The following is a 14,565-nucleotide window of genomic DNA, read 5'->3' on the forward strand; positions in this document are numbered from 1 at the left end:
CGTGAATGATCGATGAACGTCTCGGGGCGAACAAAACGCGCGCGCAGAGGCGCCCGAATGGCCCCTGCCTGACGCCTTCTTTCATCCGGACTATGACCGTCGGCTCTGGAGTCTCACCAGATCTGCTGACCCCCGGCATGGCCGGGGCGCTCGCGGGCTCATCTTTCGATTTACCGCCGGTGGGGACTTGCACCCCGCCCTGAAGACCGGCCAAGCATACAGCACAGTGCCACCCTGCTGGCAACCCGCGCGGCTAAGACCTTAGGCGACCGTGGGCGGTGAAACCGAAGCAACAGAAGGGCTTCCGTCGCCTTCAGAACCCGTGGTGATCCAGTAGGCGCGGGCTTGCCCCGCGAAGGAGGCCGGACCAGGTTTACCGAGACATCTCGTCGATCACTTTCTTCAGCGAGGCCGGCAACATCGGCCCATGCCCCAATCCGTCAAACCGTTCGAACCGCACCTGCAAACCCTGCACGTTGGCCAGGTCCGCTGCCAGCGCCTGCGCCGGCTGCTCCCCATCGCTTTTCATAGATGCACGCGGGCTCGAAGGCTCGTCGCCACCACGCATCAGCAGCAACCTCGGGCGGTGATCACCCAAACGCTGTTGCAGCCCCTGGGCTTCGCCAACAATCACCCCGTCACGCCACCACAACGACGGGCTGGCCGCTGCGTAGTCACTGAACTCGGCCGGCCGGGTAAACAGCGCATGCAGCACCGCCAGGCCACCATAGGAATGCCCCCACAATGTTTGCCGCTGCAGGTCGATCGGCGCCACGGCGGCCACCCTCGGCCGCATGCGCTGGCTCAGCAGGTCGAAGAACGCATCCACGCCGCCGCTGGGTTGGCCGGTCAGCGGGTCACGCTGCTGCGCCTGCCCGGGTACCGACGGGGTGTAGTCATAGGTCCGCCCAGCTCGGTCGATACGCTGATCGGTCTGGTAACCCACGGCCACCAGCAACGGCGCCTGGCCTGCGGCGAGCTTGCTCAGCTGTGCGCTGTCCAGCGCGCCCAGCGCGGCATTGCCGTCGAGCATCCACAGCACCGGGTAGCCTGCGGCGGGGGCTGGGCGGTCCGGTTTGCCGACCCACAGGCGGTAATGGCGCTGGCCGTCGGCCGAATCCAGGTCCAGCTGGCTGAAGCGGTAGGCCAGGTCCTGGCGCTGCAGCAGTGACGTGTCCATCTTCTGCTCGCGTTCCGGCTTGGCCAAAGCGGCGGGCGCAGCCAGGGCCAGGGTCATGGCCAGGTACAGGGGCATCTTGCTCATCGGGGAATCTCGCTCGGTCGTATAGGGTGGTCAACGGCTGATCAACACCTGCCGGCCGGTCGGGCGAACCTGCAGCCTGTAGGTTTGCGCCAGCATGGCCAAGGCCAGTGGCAAGTCATCGACCGGGAACGTGCCAGACACCCGCAGCTCGCCCAGGGCAGGGTCGCATTCAAGGTGCTGGTCGGTGTAGCGCGTCAGTTCTTGGGTCCACTGGCGCAGCGGCATGTCGTCGGCCACCAGCAGCCCGTTACGCCAAGCCAAGGTGGTTTCCCGCACCGCCTCGATGCTGCCCAGGTGCTCACGGCTGAAGCGCACTTGTTGCCCGGCCCGGATGATGTGCTCGCCTGGCGCCACGCTGGCGCGCTCGGGGCGTACCTGCACAGCGCCTTCATAGACGGCGAGCACGGTTTCATCGGCCAGTTGGCGCACGCTGAACCGCGTGCCCAGGGCAAGCAACTGGCCCTGCTGGGTCTGCGCCAGGAGTGGGCGGGGGTCGGCAGCGGTAACGATGTACAGCTCGCCCCGGCGCAGGTGCAGCAAGCGTTGCGCGCTATCGAACAGCACGTCCACCGCGCTGTCGCTGTTGAGGGTGATCTGCGTGCCGTCGGCCAGCCGTGCGTGCTGGCGCTCGCCCAGCGACGTCCGGTAGTCGCCGGCCTGCGAGCGCCATGCCCACCAACTGAGGGGGGCGACGCCCATCAGCAGGAGCAGCCCGCGCAGCACGGCGCGCCTGCCCGTCGGGCGGTCCAAGGTCTGCTTGGCCAGCGTGGGCGGCACGCTGCCCAGGCGCGTGAGCAGTTGCTGCGCCCGTGTCCACGCGCGCTCGTGGTCGGCACTGGCAAGCCGCCAGCGCTCCAGCTCGCGCTGTTGGGCCGGCAGCAACGGCCCCTCCTGCATCAGCATCAGCCAGGAGGCCGCCTGGGCAAGCACCTGCTGGGGGATGGCAGCGTCAAGCGTGGCAGTGCCGCTATTCATCGGGCATCTGCGTCAGGCAGGTGAGGTAGGCCTCGTGGATGTACTTCTTGACGGTCGGCAATGCGATGTTCAGGGCTACGGCGATGTCCTTCTGCTTCATGCCGTCCAGCGTCGCCATCAGAAACGCCTGCCTGACCCGTGGGCGCAAGGTGTCGAGCAGCGCATCGATCTCGTGCAGGGTTTCCAGGATCACGCTTTGCAGCTCAGGCGAAGGGTGCTCGGGTTCTGGCAGCAGCAGCAGGGCTTCGAGCCAGGCGCGTTCCAGAGACTGCCGGCGGCGCCAACTGACCAGTACGCAATTGGCGATGCGGGTCAGGTAGGCGCGCGGCTGGCGGATCGGTTCGGCCCGCGCGCCCTCTCGGCTGGTCAGCACCCGCAAGAAGATATCGTGCGCCAGATCATCGGCCACGCCGCGCCCCCACGACCTCAGCCGGTAGGCGAGCCAGTTGCGTAACCAGGCGTGATTCTCGATGTACAGCGTCTCGACGCTGCACGGCTCGGTACTGTTCGGCGGGGAAAAGGGCGCATTCATCGTCGGTTGAATCGGTACATGACGGTCGCAAATGAAAACCATTATCACTAGAATTGCTCAGATCACAAGGCCGAATCGGTAAATTCAGCCGGTGCTCATGCCCCCATATCCTTTTTTCGATCTCGTGCGACAGAGGAGGTAACAGCCCGCAGCCAGTGGTGGGCGCAAACCCTACGAGCGAGATAAGCATGCTCCCAGTACGTTGTCCTTCACCTGCTCCGCGCCCTCGACTTTGCCTGGCGCCCATCACGTTTGCCCTGCGTTGCACGATGATCGGCTGCTGCGGCGCCGGCCTGTTGAACAGCAGCCTGGCCCTGGCACAGGACACCGGCACGGCTGCGCTCGCCGCCACCCGCCTGGACGATGCCACACCGCGTGACTACAACATTGCCCCGGGCCCGCTGGGCGCAGCCCTGGGCAGCTTCACCAGCCAGTCCGGGCTACTGTTGTCCTACGACCCTGAGTTGACCCGTGGGCGTACGGCGCCGGCCTTGAAGGGCCGGTATACAGTCAGCGAGGGTATCCAGCGGTTGCTGGCCAACGCCGGGTTGCAACTGGTGCCGAGCTCGACCGGCAGCTACGTGCTGATCGCCCAGCGCGCTGCGCCGAATGCGGCGGCCGAGTTATCGCCGACGATGGTCGAGGCCGCCGCCCAGGGGCCAGAGGCGGATACCTACAGGGCGCCACGCTCTTCGGTGCACCTGAACAGCGAACAGATCGACCGCTTCGGCCGTGTTTCCGCAGGCGATCTGCTCAACGGCTTGCCCGGCGTGCAGGTCGGTGACACGCGCAATGGCGGTGCCCTGGACGTCAACATCCGCGGTATCCAGGGGCAGAGCCGGGTGGCAGTCAAGGTCGATGGTTCGGAGCAGGCCCTGGACGTCTATCGCGGTTATGGCGGCACCCAGCAACGCAGCTACATCGACCCCGACCTGATCAGCAGCCTGACCGTGAACAAAGGCCCGTCGACCAAGTCTGGGGCGATTGGCGGCACGGTTGAAATGCAGACTATCGGCGTGCAGGACATTCTGGTCGACGGCAACCAGGTCGGCGTGCGCCTCAAGGGCGACCTCTGGGACAACGGCGTAGCCCCCGCTCATCGCAGCGCCAGCGCCAAGGATGAAAACCTCACCGCGCCACCCCGCGACAACCGCGCCAGCCTGTTCGGCTCCGAGGCTGAATCTGGCAGTGCCGCGTTTGCCTTCACCAGCGAGCGCCTGGACGTGGTGGCGGCATATGCGCACCGCAATCAAGGTAACTATTTCTCCGGCAAGAAGGGCCAGGATCGCTACCGCATCTATAACCAGTACGGCAGTGAACAGCCCAGCGTGGCGAGCACCTACAACGCGGGCGAGGAAGTGCTCAACTCTTCCTCGAAAACCGACTCGTACCTGCTCAAGGCCACCTGGCGCATCGCCGACGATCACACCTTGGACTTGGGCTACCGCCGCTACGATGGGCGCAGCGCCGAAATCATGCCTTCTGACATCTACCGCTACGGCACTGCGGGTATCTACCAGTACCCCCTGGGCGAGGTGAAGATCGATACCTACACCGCGCGCTATCACTACCTGCCTGCCGGCAACCCGTGGGTCGACCTGACCAGCAACCTGTGGATGACCGACGCCAAGACCAGCACGTTGAGTTCGTCATGGACTGCACCGGTTTCCCAGCTGTTTCGTACGGATCGCAGCTGGACACGCCAGGACAACCGCCGTATCGGCGGCGACCTGAACAACGTCTCCAAGTTCCAGACCGCCCATGGCGACTTCACACTGGACCTGGGCGGCGCGTTCCAGCTTGAAGACCTGCAACCGCAGAAGAATGTGCTGATCACCCAGCACGACATCGATGCCAACCGCACCCTGCGCGATGCATCCAGGCAGGCGTTCAGCTTCAACGGCAAGCTCGAGTACCAGCCGATCGAGCAACTGACCCTGTGGGGTGGTGGCCGGTACAGCCACTTCCGCACCAAGGACAACACCGTGCTGGCCAGCGCCCGGCGTGAGGATCGCGAGGTGCGCTATATCTCGGCGAGCGGCCCCAAGGGCTGGGGCAGCATGACCTGGTTCCCCGACCAGAACGGCCAGTACACCGACGCCACCGACCCGCGCCTGAACAACGGCATCGTCTTCGGCAACAGCAACGAGCCGTTCAACGGCGTGCGCTTCAACGACTTCGGTGCGACCCGCGTGGAGGTCAACCCAGAAGGCATCAGCAGCGTGGTCACAGGCTACGACCACACCCCGCAGGGCAGCAGTAGCGGCGGCGGCTTCGCGCCGGCTTTCGGCATCAATGTCGAGCTGATACCCGACACGTTCTTCTACGTCACATACACCCAAGGCCTGCGCCTGCCTTCACTGTTCGAGACCAGCCAGGGCACCCAGCAAGTCACCCCCGGCAAAAGCCTCAAGCCCGAGCGCTCGCAGAGCTGGGAAATCGGCGTCAGCGCCTTGCGCGACAACCTCTTTACCGCGCACGACTCGGCGGCGATCAAACTGGCCTTCTTCGACAACCACATCAAGAATTACATCACCCGTTACTACGACCCAAGCCCAGGTTTGTGGGGCCAGATGACCTTCAGCAACACCGACAGTTTCAGCACCCGTGGCCTTGAGCTGCAATCGCACTACGATGCCGGCCGCGTATTCGCCGACCTGTCGGCCACTTACTACCTCAAGGCCGAAACCTGCGACGCGGCGTTTGCCAGCAAATTGCGCGCCACGGCCAACCCCTACCAGAAGACCCAGGACACGCCCAACTGCACCCCGGGCAGCTTCATGGGCTCCTATACCAACACCCAGAACCCGCCGCGCTTCTCAGGCAACCTGACCACCGGCCTGCGCTTCTTCGACGAGGCGTTGACGCTGGGCGGGCGCGTGACCTACACCTCCGGCCCCACCAGCACCCTCGACAAACCCTGGCAGTCCGGCGCCACCACGCCGCAGGTCGAGTACCGCTCGGTGGCACTGTTCGATCTGTTCCTCAAGTACAAGTTGCTGGAGAACACCGAGGTCAATGTTTCGCTGCAGAACCTGACCGATCGCTATTACCTGGATCCGCTGGCGCAGAGCTTCATGCCGGCACCGGGGCGCACGGTGCGGATGGGGATGGTGGCGCGGTTCTGAAGGAAGGTGAGGGCGATGGCGCAAGGGGGGCTACCGTCCTGGATCAAATAAAAGCTGACATCCCTTAGCTGCTTGCCATTTCAGGCTTGATGCCGCTGGAGGTCAGGCGCTTGAGCGCAATATCAAGTGCCTGATCGTCGAACAGCTTGCTTTTACGAGCTGCGGCACCGGCCCCACCCTCCCAATGCCTCAACGATTCGCGCACGTCAGGAACAGTCGGGGAAACCCCTTGCTCGCTCAACAACCAGTCAACCGTTGCCAATAGCTCCATGCCGAAGGGCGATTCAAAGCCATCAATCAGTTCGACGGTGCGCTCCAATGCTTGGGAATACGCCTTTGCCTCTGTTTTCAGATAGGTTTGTAAAAAGGTTTTACGGGTCTCGTCAAACCAGATCACATCACCGATCCCAGCATCATTGATGCGTTTTTCGCAATGCAGATAGCTTCCATCCAGATCATTGAGCAAATGCTGTAATCGATTGGCATACGGACCGTATCTATGCGCTACGAACTTAAGGTTCAGAGGGTTCTCAGTGTTCGGCAGCTTTTCGATGGTGCGTTCCAGGAACCAGGCCAGCTTCTGTATCTCGAGCAAGCTGCATTCCATCCCTAGAACCCAATAGCGTCGAACCAATTCGGCAATGAGCGCGCGCGCAGGCGTGAGCTTTTCCACGCCGCTACGCTTGGCGACGTTCAGATACTGGCTGACAGGCTCGTACACCAACACATCCACATCAAGGTCACCCAACACAGCAATAATCTGTTCGCGGACATCAGGCCATTTCAAGCCACCGTTGCCCGCGCCCAATGGCGGGACAGCAACAGACATGACCCGATTTTCAATTAAAAAGTGGCGCAGGTCATACAGGCCGTCTGTCACCCAATCCATCTGTGAAGGTGAACGCCAGTGGCGTTTGGTAGGGAAATTTATGATCCAGCGGGGGCCGTCCAGCTCGTTGACTGCTGTCACGTGAACTTTGCCTGTCACAACTTCGCCAGCCTTGCAGGCAGCTGCGTAAAGACGGTAATTCTCCGCAAAGCGCTCTTTGAACATCAGTGCAATACCTTTGCCCATCACGCCAACGGTATTCACCGTGTTGACGAGGGCTTCGGTCTTGGCTTCCAGAAGATTGCCTTGGGTAAATCTGATCATTGGAAATACCATCCCGGACGCGCATGAACAGACAACGTCAGACCTCTAGCGGCCACGTTATGCTCTATGCGTTTTTTCACTGCATCGGTGTAGCACATGATGCCGAGGAGTCCCGTAATCGGTAGGTGATGGTGGATCAGCGCTTCTGCCTGATAACGCTCCATCTTTCGAGGATCATCAGGATCACGCTTGAAGTCGCGCCGTTGAAGGATTGGCCAATCGATTTCGCCGAGATACGCGAGATCACTGTAGTAGTTTGTCCACTCCGGGTAGGCATGTGCGTTTGTGAAGACGAACGGTAGGCCAAGTTCTTCGACCCGGTACAGGCTGGAGACCAAAATCACAATCTCGTCGTTGCTGAACTGCTGCACACTCCATCCTGAGTGAATATTCTTCATCATCACAGAGAAGGGCGTGAAGTAGAAAGGTACGTAGTCAGCCAGCACGCCCTTTGGTGCTATCGGGACGTGGCGGGATCGGCGCTTGTCGATCAATTCAGCGTTGCCAATGTTCACGTACTGCGGTGCCCGCACGTCCGAATTTGCGCAGTGCAAACCGTTGTCCAGAATCCAGGGCAGGTTATCCCGATGGACGATACGCCAAATCAGAGCCTTGTCTGGATTAGGGGGAGAGGCATTCTGCCATGCAGACGCTTTTGCACTCGGCTACCTGATAGTCCCGAGTGTTCATGAGGTCCCAGTCTATGGCTTCGAAGCCTCGGTGATAGTCGAGCAGTTCGATCGCATCATTAGCAAGGGGGTGGCGAGGGATGATCTTCCAGTGGTTTTGCTTGGCAAACGATCTGTAAACCGAAATCAGTACGAATTTGGAATTGGGTCTACTGAGCTGTACGCATCCATCAAACGGATTGGCAGCAAACCAATGAAAGGGTACATAGCGGTCAAGATCGAGGGCTTTGCGCTTCGTGAGGATGTCACTGTCTGCTACGTCAGTGAAGCTAATGAGGCTGGCCCTAGGCTTCAGGCCCTCTGTGAAAATCCCATCCAGATTCTCAACAGAGGTCAGGTGGTAGACAAAAAATTGATCCTTGATACTTTTGACGTCTGGCATTGGGGTCCCCTTGACCTATGCATTCATCTAAACGCTTCATTTTCCCCAACCTCAGTCCGTGGGGTTGATGGGGTGCGTTTTGATGCTAATGTGCCATCGGTCAAGACCGCAAGAGTCGTAAGGATATTCGCCTGCTTTTCAGAAAAGCCCTACACCTCACTCTTCATCAAAGCCATCAAGGTCTCGCGCGGTCAAACGAGCCGAGCAGAAGTGCTGTAGCGGATTTGAGTTGAGGAGGATGTCTTTCAATAAGGCATTAAAAAGCCGGCTTGTGGCCGGCTTCTCGGGGACGCTTCCGACTAATTTATGGTAAGCCGCAACCGCCTTAACTGTGTGGTCACAAGGACCTGATAGAGATGGCAAACGCCCGTATGGGGTGTCGCCGAGCCCTCTGGACCGCGGCTTGCGCCGGTCGGGGCTAAATGTGCCGCGTAGCATACAAGGGCTCGCGCAGGATGCCCAGCAAAAAATGGCACAGTGTGTTTCAGCCGGGGCGCTGCCGGCGGAAATGCGACCAGTGGAAGACCCAGCCGATAATCTCCAGGCCCTGTGCCTGGCGTTGGGCGCGGGTGTAGCGCTCGACGGCGTAGTTGCGCCGGTCGTGGCTGTGCAGGTACAGGGTGCCATGCTGGCCGAGGCTGAGGTTGTTTACCCTGAGCGTGCCATTGTGCAGCAGGGCGTAGGTTTCGCCCTCGATTACCTGGGTCATGCCCAGGTCCACAGCCAAGGTGGCCTCCTGCGGGATCAGCGGGGCCATGTTGGCGGCAGGCATGGCCAGGCAGATCGCCTGGTCTGCGGCAACGCCCAAGGTCTTCAGTGCCTTGCAGGGCAGGCGCAGGTGTTTGCTGGCAACCGGGGCAAGCCGGCCGTTATGCAATTCGTGCAGGGGCACTTGCAGCATCCGGCCGCCGTGGGCCGACAGCGGGGTGGGCGGGGTGTCGTGGGTGGGCGGTGGTGGGCCGCTGCGCAAGATCGGGTTGGGGTGCTTGGGGCCTTCACCACTGCGCAGCCAGCGGCGGTGTACGCAGAACAGGTCGGCCATTTCGTCAAGACGCGCCAACGGAACACCGCGCTTGAACCAGTTGTTGACGTGCTGGGGTGTGACGCTGCGCTGGGCGGCGAAATCGGAAGGGGTCAAGCCACATTCGTGAAGCAGGGCTTTGAGGCGGTCACCGGATGTGTTCATGGCCGCGAGTGTAGCGGCCGTGTGCCAGTGCGGATATGAACCGGGTGTTGATGCGCTTTGTGCGAAAAGTGCTTGGTTGTAGGGCGTTGCAGTAGGGCGGCGTAGGACTTTTTACTGGCCGAGCCATCGTGAGCGCATAAAAAAACCCCGCCTGGGCGGGGTTCTTCAGCAATCGGTATCAGCCCTTGTAGGCAGCAACCGATTTGGTGATCGCGGCGCGGGCGGCGTCGGCGCCATCCCAGCCTTCGATCTTGACCCACTTGCCCTTCTCGAGATCTTTGTAGTTCGCGAAGAAGTGCTCGATCTGCTGGATCAGCAGGGCCGGCAGGTCGGTGTATTCCTTGACGTCGACATACAGCTGGGACAGCTTGTCGTGCGGAACAGCGATGACCTTGGCGTCGCCGCCGCCGTCGTCGGTCATGTTCAGGATGCCGACCGGGCGGGCGCGGATGACCGAACCTGGGGCAACCGGGTACGGGGTCACGACCAGCACGTCCAGCGGATCACCGTCGTCGGCCAGGGTGTTCGGGATAAAGCCATAGTTGGCTGGGTAGAACATCGGGGTAGCCATGAAACGGTCGACGAACAGGGTGTCGCTGTCCTTGTCGATTTCGTATTTGATCGGCGCGTGGTTGGCCGGGATCTCGATGGCGACGTAGATGTCGTTCGGCAGGTCTTTGCCCGCCGGAATCTTGCTGTAGCTCATTGGGCAGTGCCCCCGTGTTTGACCAAAAAGTGGCGGCGATTATAGGCACATTCCGCCAGGGCATGCCACGCCTGCCCTGATGTGCGGCCGCGTCAGGCGTGGCTTTCGCGGTAAGCGGGGTGTTCGGCCTGCAACCGGCCAAGGCGCGCCAAAGGGTCCTGGCGGTAGAACAGCGACAGTTGCTGGTACACCTGTGGGTAGGCCTGCTGCAGCAGGTCGGGGGCGCTGAAGAAATATTCGCTGGTGACGGCAAAGAATTCCGCCGGGTTTTCCGCCGCGTACGGGTCGATGGCGGTTTCGGCGTCGGGGTTCAGGTCCAGCTGGCGATTGAGGTCGTCATAGGCCTGTTGCATGGCACTCGCCCATTCATCCACCGGCATGCCGCTGTGCAGCGGCGGCAGGCCGTTGGCATCGCCGTTGAGCATGTCGAGCTTGTGCGCCAGCTCATGGATGACCAGGTTGTAGGCCTCCCACCCACCGCTGGCCAGCACACCGTTCCAGGCCAGAATCACCGGGCCCTGTTGCCAGGCTTCGCCGCTGTGCTCGCCGTCCCACACGTGCTCCACGCCGCTGGCGTCGCGGTGGCGCTGGGGGCTTTTGAAGTCGTCGGGGTAGAGGATGATCTCGTGAAAGCCCTGGTACCAGTTCAGCTCGCCCAGGTGCAGCAAAGGCAGCTGGGCCTGGGCCGCCAGGAACAAGCGCTGCTCGTCGCTTGGCTCGACACCGGGCAGGGTGGTCAGGTGCTTTTCGTGCAGAAACAGGATGCAGGCTTCGCGCAACCAGTGGTCTTCTTCAGTGCTGATGCCGTCGAGTAACGGCAAGTGCTCGCGAACGGCCTGCCATTGCTCGGGGGCGATCGGGTAGCGCGCCAGGGTACGCTGGCGCCGCCAGGCGCTGAAAGACCACATGGCGGTGCTCAGTGCGCCTTGGCTGTACGGCCCAGGCGACCGCGCAGCAGGCCGAGCACCATCGGTACCAGCGACAGGAAGATGATGCCGACCACCATCAACGACAGATGCTGCTTGATGAACGGCACGTTGCCGAAGAAGTAACCCAAGGTCACCAGGCCACCCACCCACAGCAGCGAACCGGCGACGCTGAAACCCAGGAAACGCGGGTAGTGCATGTGGGCGATGCCGGCGACGAACGGCGCGAAGGTGCGCAAGATCGGCAGGAAGCGCGCCAGGGTCACGGTCTTGCCGCCATGGCGCTCATAGAATTCGTGGGTGCGCTGCAGGTAGTCGCGGCGGAATATTTTCGAGTTAGGGTTGTTGAACAACCGCTCGCCGGCCGTTCGGCCTATCACGTAATTGGTACTGTCACCCAGGATTGCCGCGGCCATCAGCAGGCCCGCCAGCAGCACCGGGTCCATGCCGCCACCGGCCGCCACGGCGCCGGCGATGAACAGCAGCGAATCGCCCGGCAGGAACGGCATCACCACCAGGCCGGTTTCGCAGAAGATCACGGTGAACAGGATGGCGTAGATCCAGGGACCGTAATTGGTGACCAGCAGATCGAGGTAAGCATCGAGATGCAGGATAAGGTCCAGCGGGTTGAAATCCATGTACAGCACCTGTGTTCTTGGGCGTAGGCTCAGTTACCTGGGGATGGGTAAACTTTCACACATGACAAGTGGGCCATTATACGGCGAAGTGAGGATCATGCCCGGGGAGTTTGTAGCGGGGGGTTACCGGAGGCGGCATGGCCTGCACTGGCCGCTTCGCGGCTGAACCCGCGAAGCGGCCGGAACAGGTCAATCCGGCTGGATCGGCAGGATGTAGCTCTCGAACTCGGTGTCCTTGCGAAACCCGATGGACGCGTAGGTCTTGCGCGCCGCCTCGTTATTGGCGCTGGTCGAAACCCGCATGCGTACGGCATTGGTCTCTTTGGCCATCTTCTTCGCTTTGCGCATCAGGTGATCGGCCACCAACATGCGCCGCGAGTCCTCGGCCACGTAGATGTCGTTGAGGATCCACACGCGCTTGAGCGACAGCGACGAAAAGCTCGGGTACAGCTGGCAGAAGCCCAGCAGCTTGCCGTCGTCGTCATCGGGCAGTGCCAGATAGATCACCGACTCATCGCGTTTCAGGCGTTTTTCCAGAAAGCTGCGCGAGCTGTCCGGGTAGGGCAATTGCCCATAGAACTCGCGGTATTTGACGAACAGCGGGGTCAGCAGGTCGAGGTGTTCCAGGGTTGCCTTGATGATACGCATGTGCGGCCCTCAGGATCCATTTGGGGAAACAGCGGTTTGCGAGTCGCGCTCGACAGCATGCTGCCCAATGCGGGCGAGAAGCGCAATCCGCCTTCCGTGACATGATTTTTACTCTTTTCCGAGTAGGAAGTTTCCTTTTTGGCTGGAGGGGGTATCGCTCTCGAGGCTATGGACCTCGGCTTCGTCCTTCAGATTCACCCCGGAAAGCTGCCGGCGACAGGCCTCACGCATCAAGTACAGCAGGCGGTGAGCCGCCATGCCGTAGCTCAGGCCTTCCAGGCGCACGTTGGAGATGCAGTTGCGGTAGGCGTCAGTCAGGCCGACCCGTGGTGCGTAGGTGAAATACAGGCCGAGGCTGTCGGGCGAGCTCAACCCCGGGCGTTCGCCGATCAGCATCACGGTCATGCGTGCGCCGAGCAACTCGCCCACCTCGTCGGCCACCGCCACCCGGCCCTGCTCCACCAGCACCACCGGGGCGCTGGTCCAGCCGTCGGCTGCGGCCTGTTCCTCGAAACGGGTCAAAAAAGGCAGGGTGTGGCGGTGCACGGCCAGGGCTGAGAGGCCGTCGGCGACCACGATGGCCAGGTCGACGCCTCCCGGGTTGGCCTCGGCATGCTGACGCAGGGCCGCAATCGAGTCTTCGTTCAGCCGTCGCCCCAGGTCGGGGCGTTGCAGGTACTGGTCGCGGTCGCTGGCGGCGCTGTGCACCACCAGGCTGTCGCGCCCGCGCTCAGTAAGTTGGGCCGTCAGCCCCGCATGGTCGAACGGCAGGTGCACGGCATCGCGGGCTTGCGCGTGGGCGAACTGGAAGTCCAGTTGCGCACCGGTCGGCAGGCTGGTGCCGGCGCGGCCCAGGGCAATACGGGCCGGGGTCAGGGTGCGCAGGGCCAGCCAGGGGTTGTCGGGGGTTGCTGTGCGATGGTCCATGGTCATCCCTATGCAAGCTGCGCCAAGGCCTGGCGGAATGCCGGCGGCAGGTTTTCACCGAAGCGCACCCGGCCATCGGCCTGGGTAAAGATGCCGGTACGCGCCAGCCATGCCTCGAATTCCGGGCCGGGCTTGAGGCCCAGGGTCTGGCGCGCATACAGCGCGTCATGGAACGAGGTGGTCTGGTAGTTGAGCATGATGTCGTCGGAGCCTGGGATACCCATGATGAAGTTGATACCGGCCACGCCCAGCAGGGTGAGCAGGGTGTCCATGTCGTCCTGGTCGGCTTCGGCGTGGTTGGTGTAGCAGATGTCGCAGCCCATGGGCACGCCAAGCAGCTTGCCGCAGAAATGGTCCTCGAGGCCGGCACGGATGATCTGCTTGCCGTTGTACAGGTACTCGGGGCCGATGAAGCCGACCACGGTGTTGACCAGAAACGGCTTGAAATGCCGGGCCACGGCGTAGGCGCGGGTCTCGCAGGTCTGTTGGTCGACGCCATGGTGGGCATTGGCCGACAGGGCGCTGCCTTGGCCGGTTTCGAAGTACATGAGGTTTTGCCCGAGGGTGCCGCGCTTGAGCGACAGGCCCGCTTCGTAGCCTTCCTGTAACACGTTGAGGTTGATGCCAAAGCCGGCGTTGGCTGCTTCGGTGCCGGCGATCGACTGGAACACCAGGTCCAGCGGTACGCCCCGGTTGATCGCTTCGATCGAGGTGGTGACGTGGGTCAGCACGCAGGCCTGGGTGGGGATGTCGTAGCGCTGGATGATGGCGTCGAGCATCTCCAGCAGGGCGCAGATCGAGGCGATGCTGTCGGTGGCCGGGTTGATGCCGATCATGGCGTCGCCGTTGCCGTACAACAGGCCGTCGAGAATGCTGGCGGCAATCCCGGCTGGCTCGTCGGTTGGATGATTGGGCTGCAGGCGGGTCGACAGGCGCCCACGCAGGCCCATGGTGCCGCGAAAACGGGTGACCACGCGGATTTTCTGCGCCACCAGGATCAGGTCCTGAACGCGCATGATCTTCGACACCGCCGCCGCCATCTCCGGTGTCAGGCCCGGTGCCAGGGCACGCAGGCTGTCTTCGTCGGCCTCCTCGCTGAGCAGCCAGTCGCGCAGGCCGCCCACGGTCAGGTGGCTGACCGGCGCGAAGGCCTGGGCGTCGTGGGTGTCGATGATCAGGCGGGTGACCTCGTCCGCTTCGTAGGAGATCAGCGCCTCGTTCAGAAAGTGCGTGAGCGGGATGTTGGCCAAGGCCATCTGCGCGGCGACCCGCTCGCCGTCATTGCTGGCGGCGACCCCCGCGAGGAAATCCCCCGAACGTGCGGGGCTGGCCTTGGCCATCACGTCCTTGAGGCTGTCGAAGCGGTAGACCAGGTGGCCTACCGTGTGTACGAAACTTGCCATACAGATTC

At 62.3% G+C, this 14,565-nt stretch carries 13 protein-coding genes, 1 pseudogene and 1 riboswitch; of the genes and pseudogenes, 1 reads left to right on the forward strand and 13 read right to left on the reverse strand.

Features of this window, described 5'->3' with window-relative positions:
- Nucleotides 1-69: 69 nt before the first annotated feature.
- A riboswitch (FMN riboswitch) is annotated at nt 70-211 on the reverse strand.
- 162 nt (nt 212-373) lie between these two features.
- The 3 genes from LOY26_RS02725 to LOY26_RS02735 are packed head-to-tail and all read right to left on the reverse strand — an operon-like array spanning nt 374 to nt 2,771.
- Nucleotides 374-1,264, reverse strand: coding sequence for an alpha/beta hydrolase (locus tag LOY26_RS02725; RefSeq protein WP_258714364.1), 891 nt, complete (start codon nt 1,262-1,264; stop codon nt 374-376).
- Nucleotides 1,265-1,294: 30 nt separating this feature from the next.
- Entirely contained in the window at nt 1,295-2,239 is a 945-nt protein-coding gene (locus LOY26_RS02730) for a FecR domain-containing protein (protein ID WP_258714365.1), read from the reverse strand.
- Complete coding sequence (locus LOY26_RS02735) at nt 2,232-2,771, reverse strand: sigma-70 family RNA polymerase sigma factor (protein ID WP_033703427.1); 540 nt, start codon at nt 2,769-2,771, stop codon at nt 2,232-2,234. Before LOY26_RS02735 ends, LOY26_RS02730 begins: the two co-directional genes overlap by 8 nt.
- 188 nt (nt 2,772-2,959) lie before the next feature.
- On the opposite strand from LOY26_RS02735, the gene LOY26_RS02740 reads away from it, so the two are divergent.
- Nucleotides 2,960-5,899, forward strand: a complete 2,940-nt coding sequence (locus LOY26_RS02740; protein ID WP_258714366.1) for a TonB-dependent receptor — start codon at nt 2,960-2,962, stop codon at nt 5,897-5,899.
- A gap of 64 nt (nt 5,900-5,963) precedes the next feature.
- On the opposite strand, the gene LOY26_RS02745 is transcribed toward LOY26_RS02740, so the two are convergent.
- The 10 genes and pseudogenes from LOY26_RS02745 to LOY26_RS02790 form a co-directional block, all read right to left on the reverse strand.
- Nucleotides 5,964-7,052, reverse strand: coding sequence for a macro domain-containing protein (locus LOY26_RS02745; RefSeq protein WP_258714367.1), 1,089 nt, complete (start codon nt 7,050-7,052; stop codon nt 5,964-5,966).
- Nucleotides 7,049-7,660 carry a DUF4433 domain-containing protein gene (locus LOY26_RS02750; RefSeq protein WP_258714888.1) on the reverse strand — a complete coding sequence of 204 codons (612 nt, stop codon included), beginning with the start codon at nt 7,658-7,660 and terminating at the stop codon, nt 7,049-7,051. Before LOY26_RS02750 ends, LOY26_RS02745 begins: the two co-directional genes overlap by 4 nt.
- A 16-nt stretch (nt 7,661-7,676) precedes the next feature.
- Nucleotides 7,677-8,123 (reverse strand): annotated as a pseudogene (locus tag LOY26_RS02755) (DUF4433 domain-containing protein); the annotation flags it as partial.
- A 484-nt stretch (nt 8,124-8,607) separates the two neighbouring features.
- A complete protein-coding gene (locus LOY26_RS02760; RefSeq protein WP_258714369.1) occupies nt 8,608-9,309 on the reverse strand; it encodes an XRE family transcriptional regulator in 702 nt (233 codons plus the stop codon).
- 178 nt (nt 9,310-9,487) lie between these two features.
- Nucleotides 9,488-10,015, reverse strand: coding sequence for an inorganic diphosphatase (ppa, locus tag LOY26_RS02765; protein ID WP_016497835.1), 528 nt, complete (start codon nt 10,013-10,015; stop codon nt 9,488-9,490).
- 92 nt (nt 10,016-10,107) lie between these two features.
- Nucleotides 10,108-10,923, reverse strand: coding sequence for a zinc-dependent peptidase (locus LOY26_RS02770; RefSeq protein ID WP_186660645.1), 816 nt, complete (start codon nt 10,921-10,923; stop codon nt 10,108-10,110).
- An 8-nt stretch (nt 10,924-10,931) separates the two neighbouring features.
- On the reverse strand, nt 10,932-11,579 hold the full coding sequence (locus tag LOY26_RS02775) for a DedA family protein (protein ID WP_033703417.1): 648 nt from the start codon (nt 11,577-11,579) through the stop codon (nt 10,932-10,934).
- A gap of 189 nt (nt 11,580-11,768) precedes the next feature.
- Nucleotides 11,769-12,227: a GNAT family N-acetyltransferase gene (locus LOY26_RS02780; RefSeq protein ID WP_186660647.1), complete on the reverse strand. Its 459-nt coding sequence runs from the start codon at nt 12,225-12,227 to the stop codon at nt 11,769-11,771.
- A gap of 108 nt (nt 12,228-12,335) precedes the next feature.
- Nucleotides 12,336-13,154: an ethanolamine ammonia-lyase subunit EutC gene (gene eutC / locus LOY26_RS02785; RefSeq protein WP_258714370.1), complete on the reverse strand. Its 819-nt coding sequence runs from the start codon at nt 13,152-13,154 to the stop codon at nt 12,336-12,338.
- 8 nt (nt 13,155-13,162) lie between these two features.
- Nucleotides 13,163-14,557, reverse strand: coding sequence for an ethanolamine ammonia-lyase subunit EutB (locus LOY26_RS02790; RefSeq protein ID WP_258714371.1), 1,395 nt, complete (start codon nt 14,555-14,557; stop codon nt 13,163-13,165).
- Nucleotides 14,558-14,565: the final 8 nt, after the last annotated feature.

Source organism: Pseudomonas sp. B21-047 (assembly GCF_024748775.1).
Classification (GTDB): Bacteria; Pseudomonadota; Gammaproteobacteria; order Pseudomonadales; family Pseudomonadaceae; genus Aquipseudomonas; species Aquipseudomonas capeferrum.

What these genes read in the sequence shown, in the direction of transcription:
- LOY26_RS02725 (WP_258714364.1), bottom strand. Translation starts at nt 1,264, where the DNA reads ATGAGCAAGATGCCCCTGTACCTGGCCATGACCCTGGCCCTGGCTGCG.
- LOY26_RS02730 (WP_258714365.1), bottom strand. Translation starts at nt 2,239, where the DNA reads ATGAATAGCGGCACTGCCACGCTTGACGCTGCCATCCCCCAGCAGGTG.
- LOY26_RS02735 (WP_033703427.1), bottom strand. Translation starts at nt 2,771, where the DNA reads ATGAATGCGCCCTTTTCCCCGCCGAACAGTACCGAGCCGTGCAGCGTC.
- LOY26_RS02740 (WP_258714366.1), top strand. Translation starts at nt 2,960, where the DNA reads ATGCTCCCAGTACGTTGTCCTTCACCTGCTCCGCGCCCTCGACTTTGC.
- LOY26_RS02745 (WP_258714367.1), bottom strand. Translation starts at nt 7,052, where the DNA reads ATGATCAGATTTACCCAAGGCAATCTTCTGGAAGCCAAGACCGAAGCC.
- LOY26_RS02760 (WP_258714369.1), bottom strand. Translation starts at nt 9,309, where the DNA reads ATGAACACATCCGGTGACCGCCTCAAAGCCCTGCTTCACGAATGTGGC.
- ppa (WP_016497835.1), bottom strand. Translation starts at nt 10,015, where the DNA reads ATGAGCTACAGCAAGATTCCGGCGGGCAAAGACCTGCCGAACGACATC.
- LOY26_RS02770 (WP_186660645.1), bottom strand. Translation starts at nt 10,923, where the DNA reads ATGTGGTCTTTCAGCGCCTGGCGGCGCCAGCGTACCCTGGCGCGCTAC.
- LOY26_RS02775 (WP_033703417.1), bottom strand. Translation starts at nt 11,579, where the DNA reads ATGGATTTCAACCCGCTGGACCTTATCCTGCATCTCGATGCTTACCTC.
- LOY26_RS02780 (WP_186660647.1), bottom strand. Translation starts at nt 12,227, where the DNA reads ATGCGTATCATCAAGGCAACCCTGGAACACCTCGACCTGCTGACCCCG.
- eutC (WP_258714370.1), bottom strand. Translation starts at nt 13,154, where the DNA reads ATGGACCATCGCACAGCAACCCCCGACAACCCCTGGCTGGCCCTGCGC.
- LOY26_RS02790 (WP_258714371.1), bottom strand. Translation starts at nt 14,557, where the DNA reads ATGGCAAGTTTCGTACACACGGTAGGCCACCTGGTCTACCGCTTCGAC.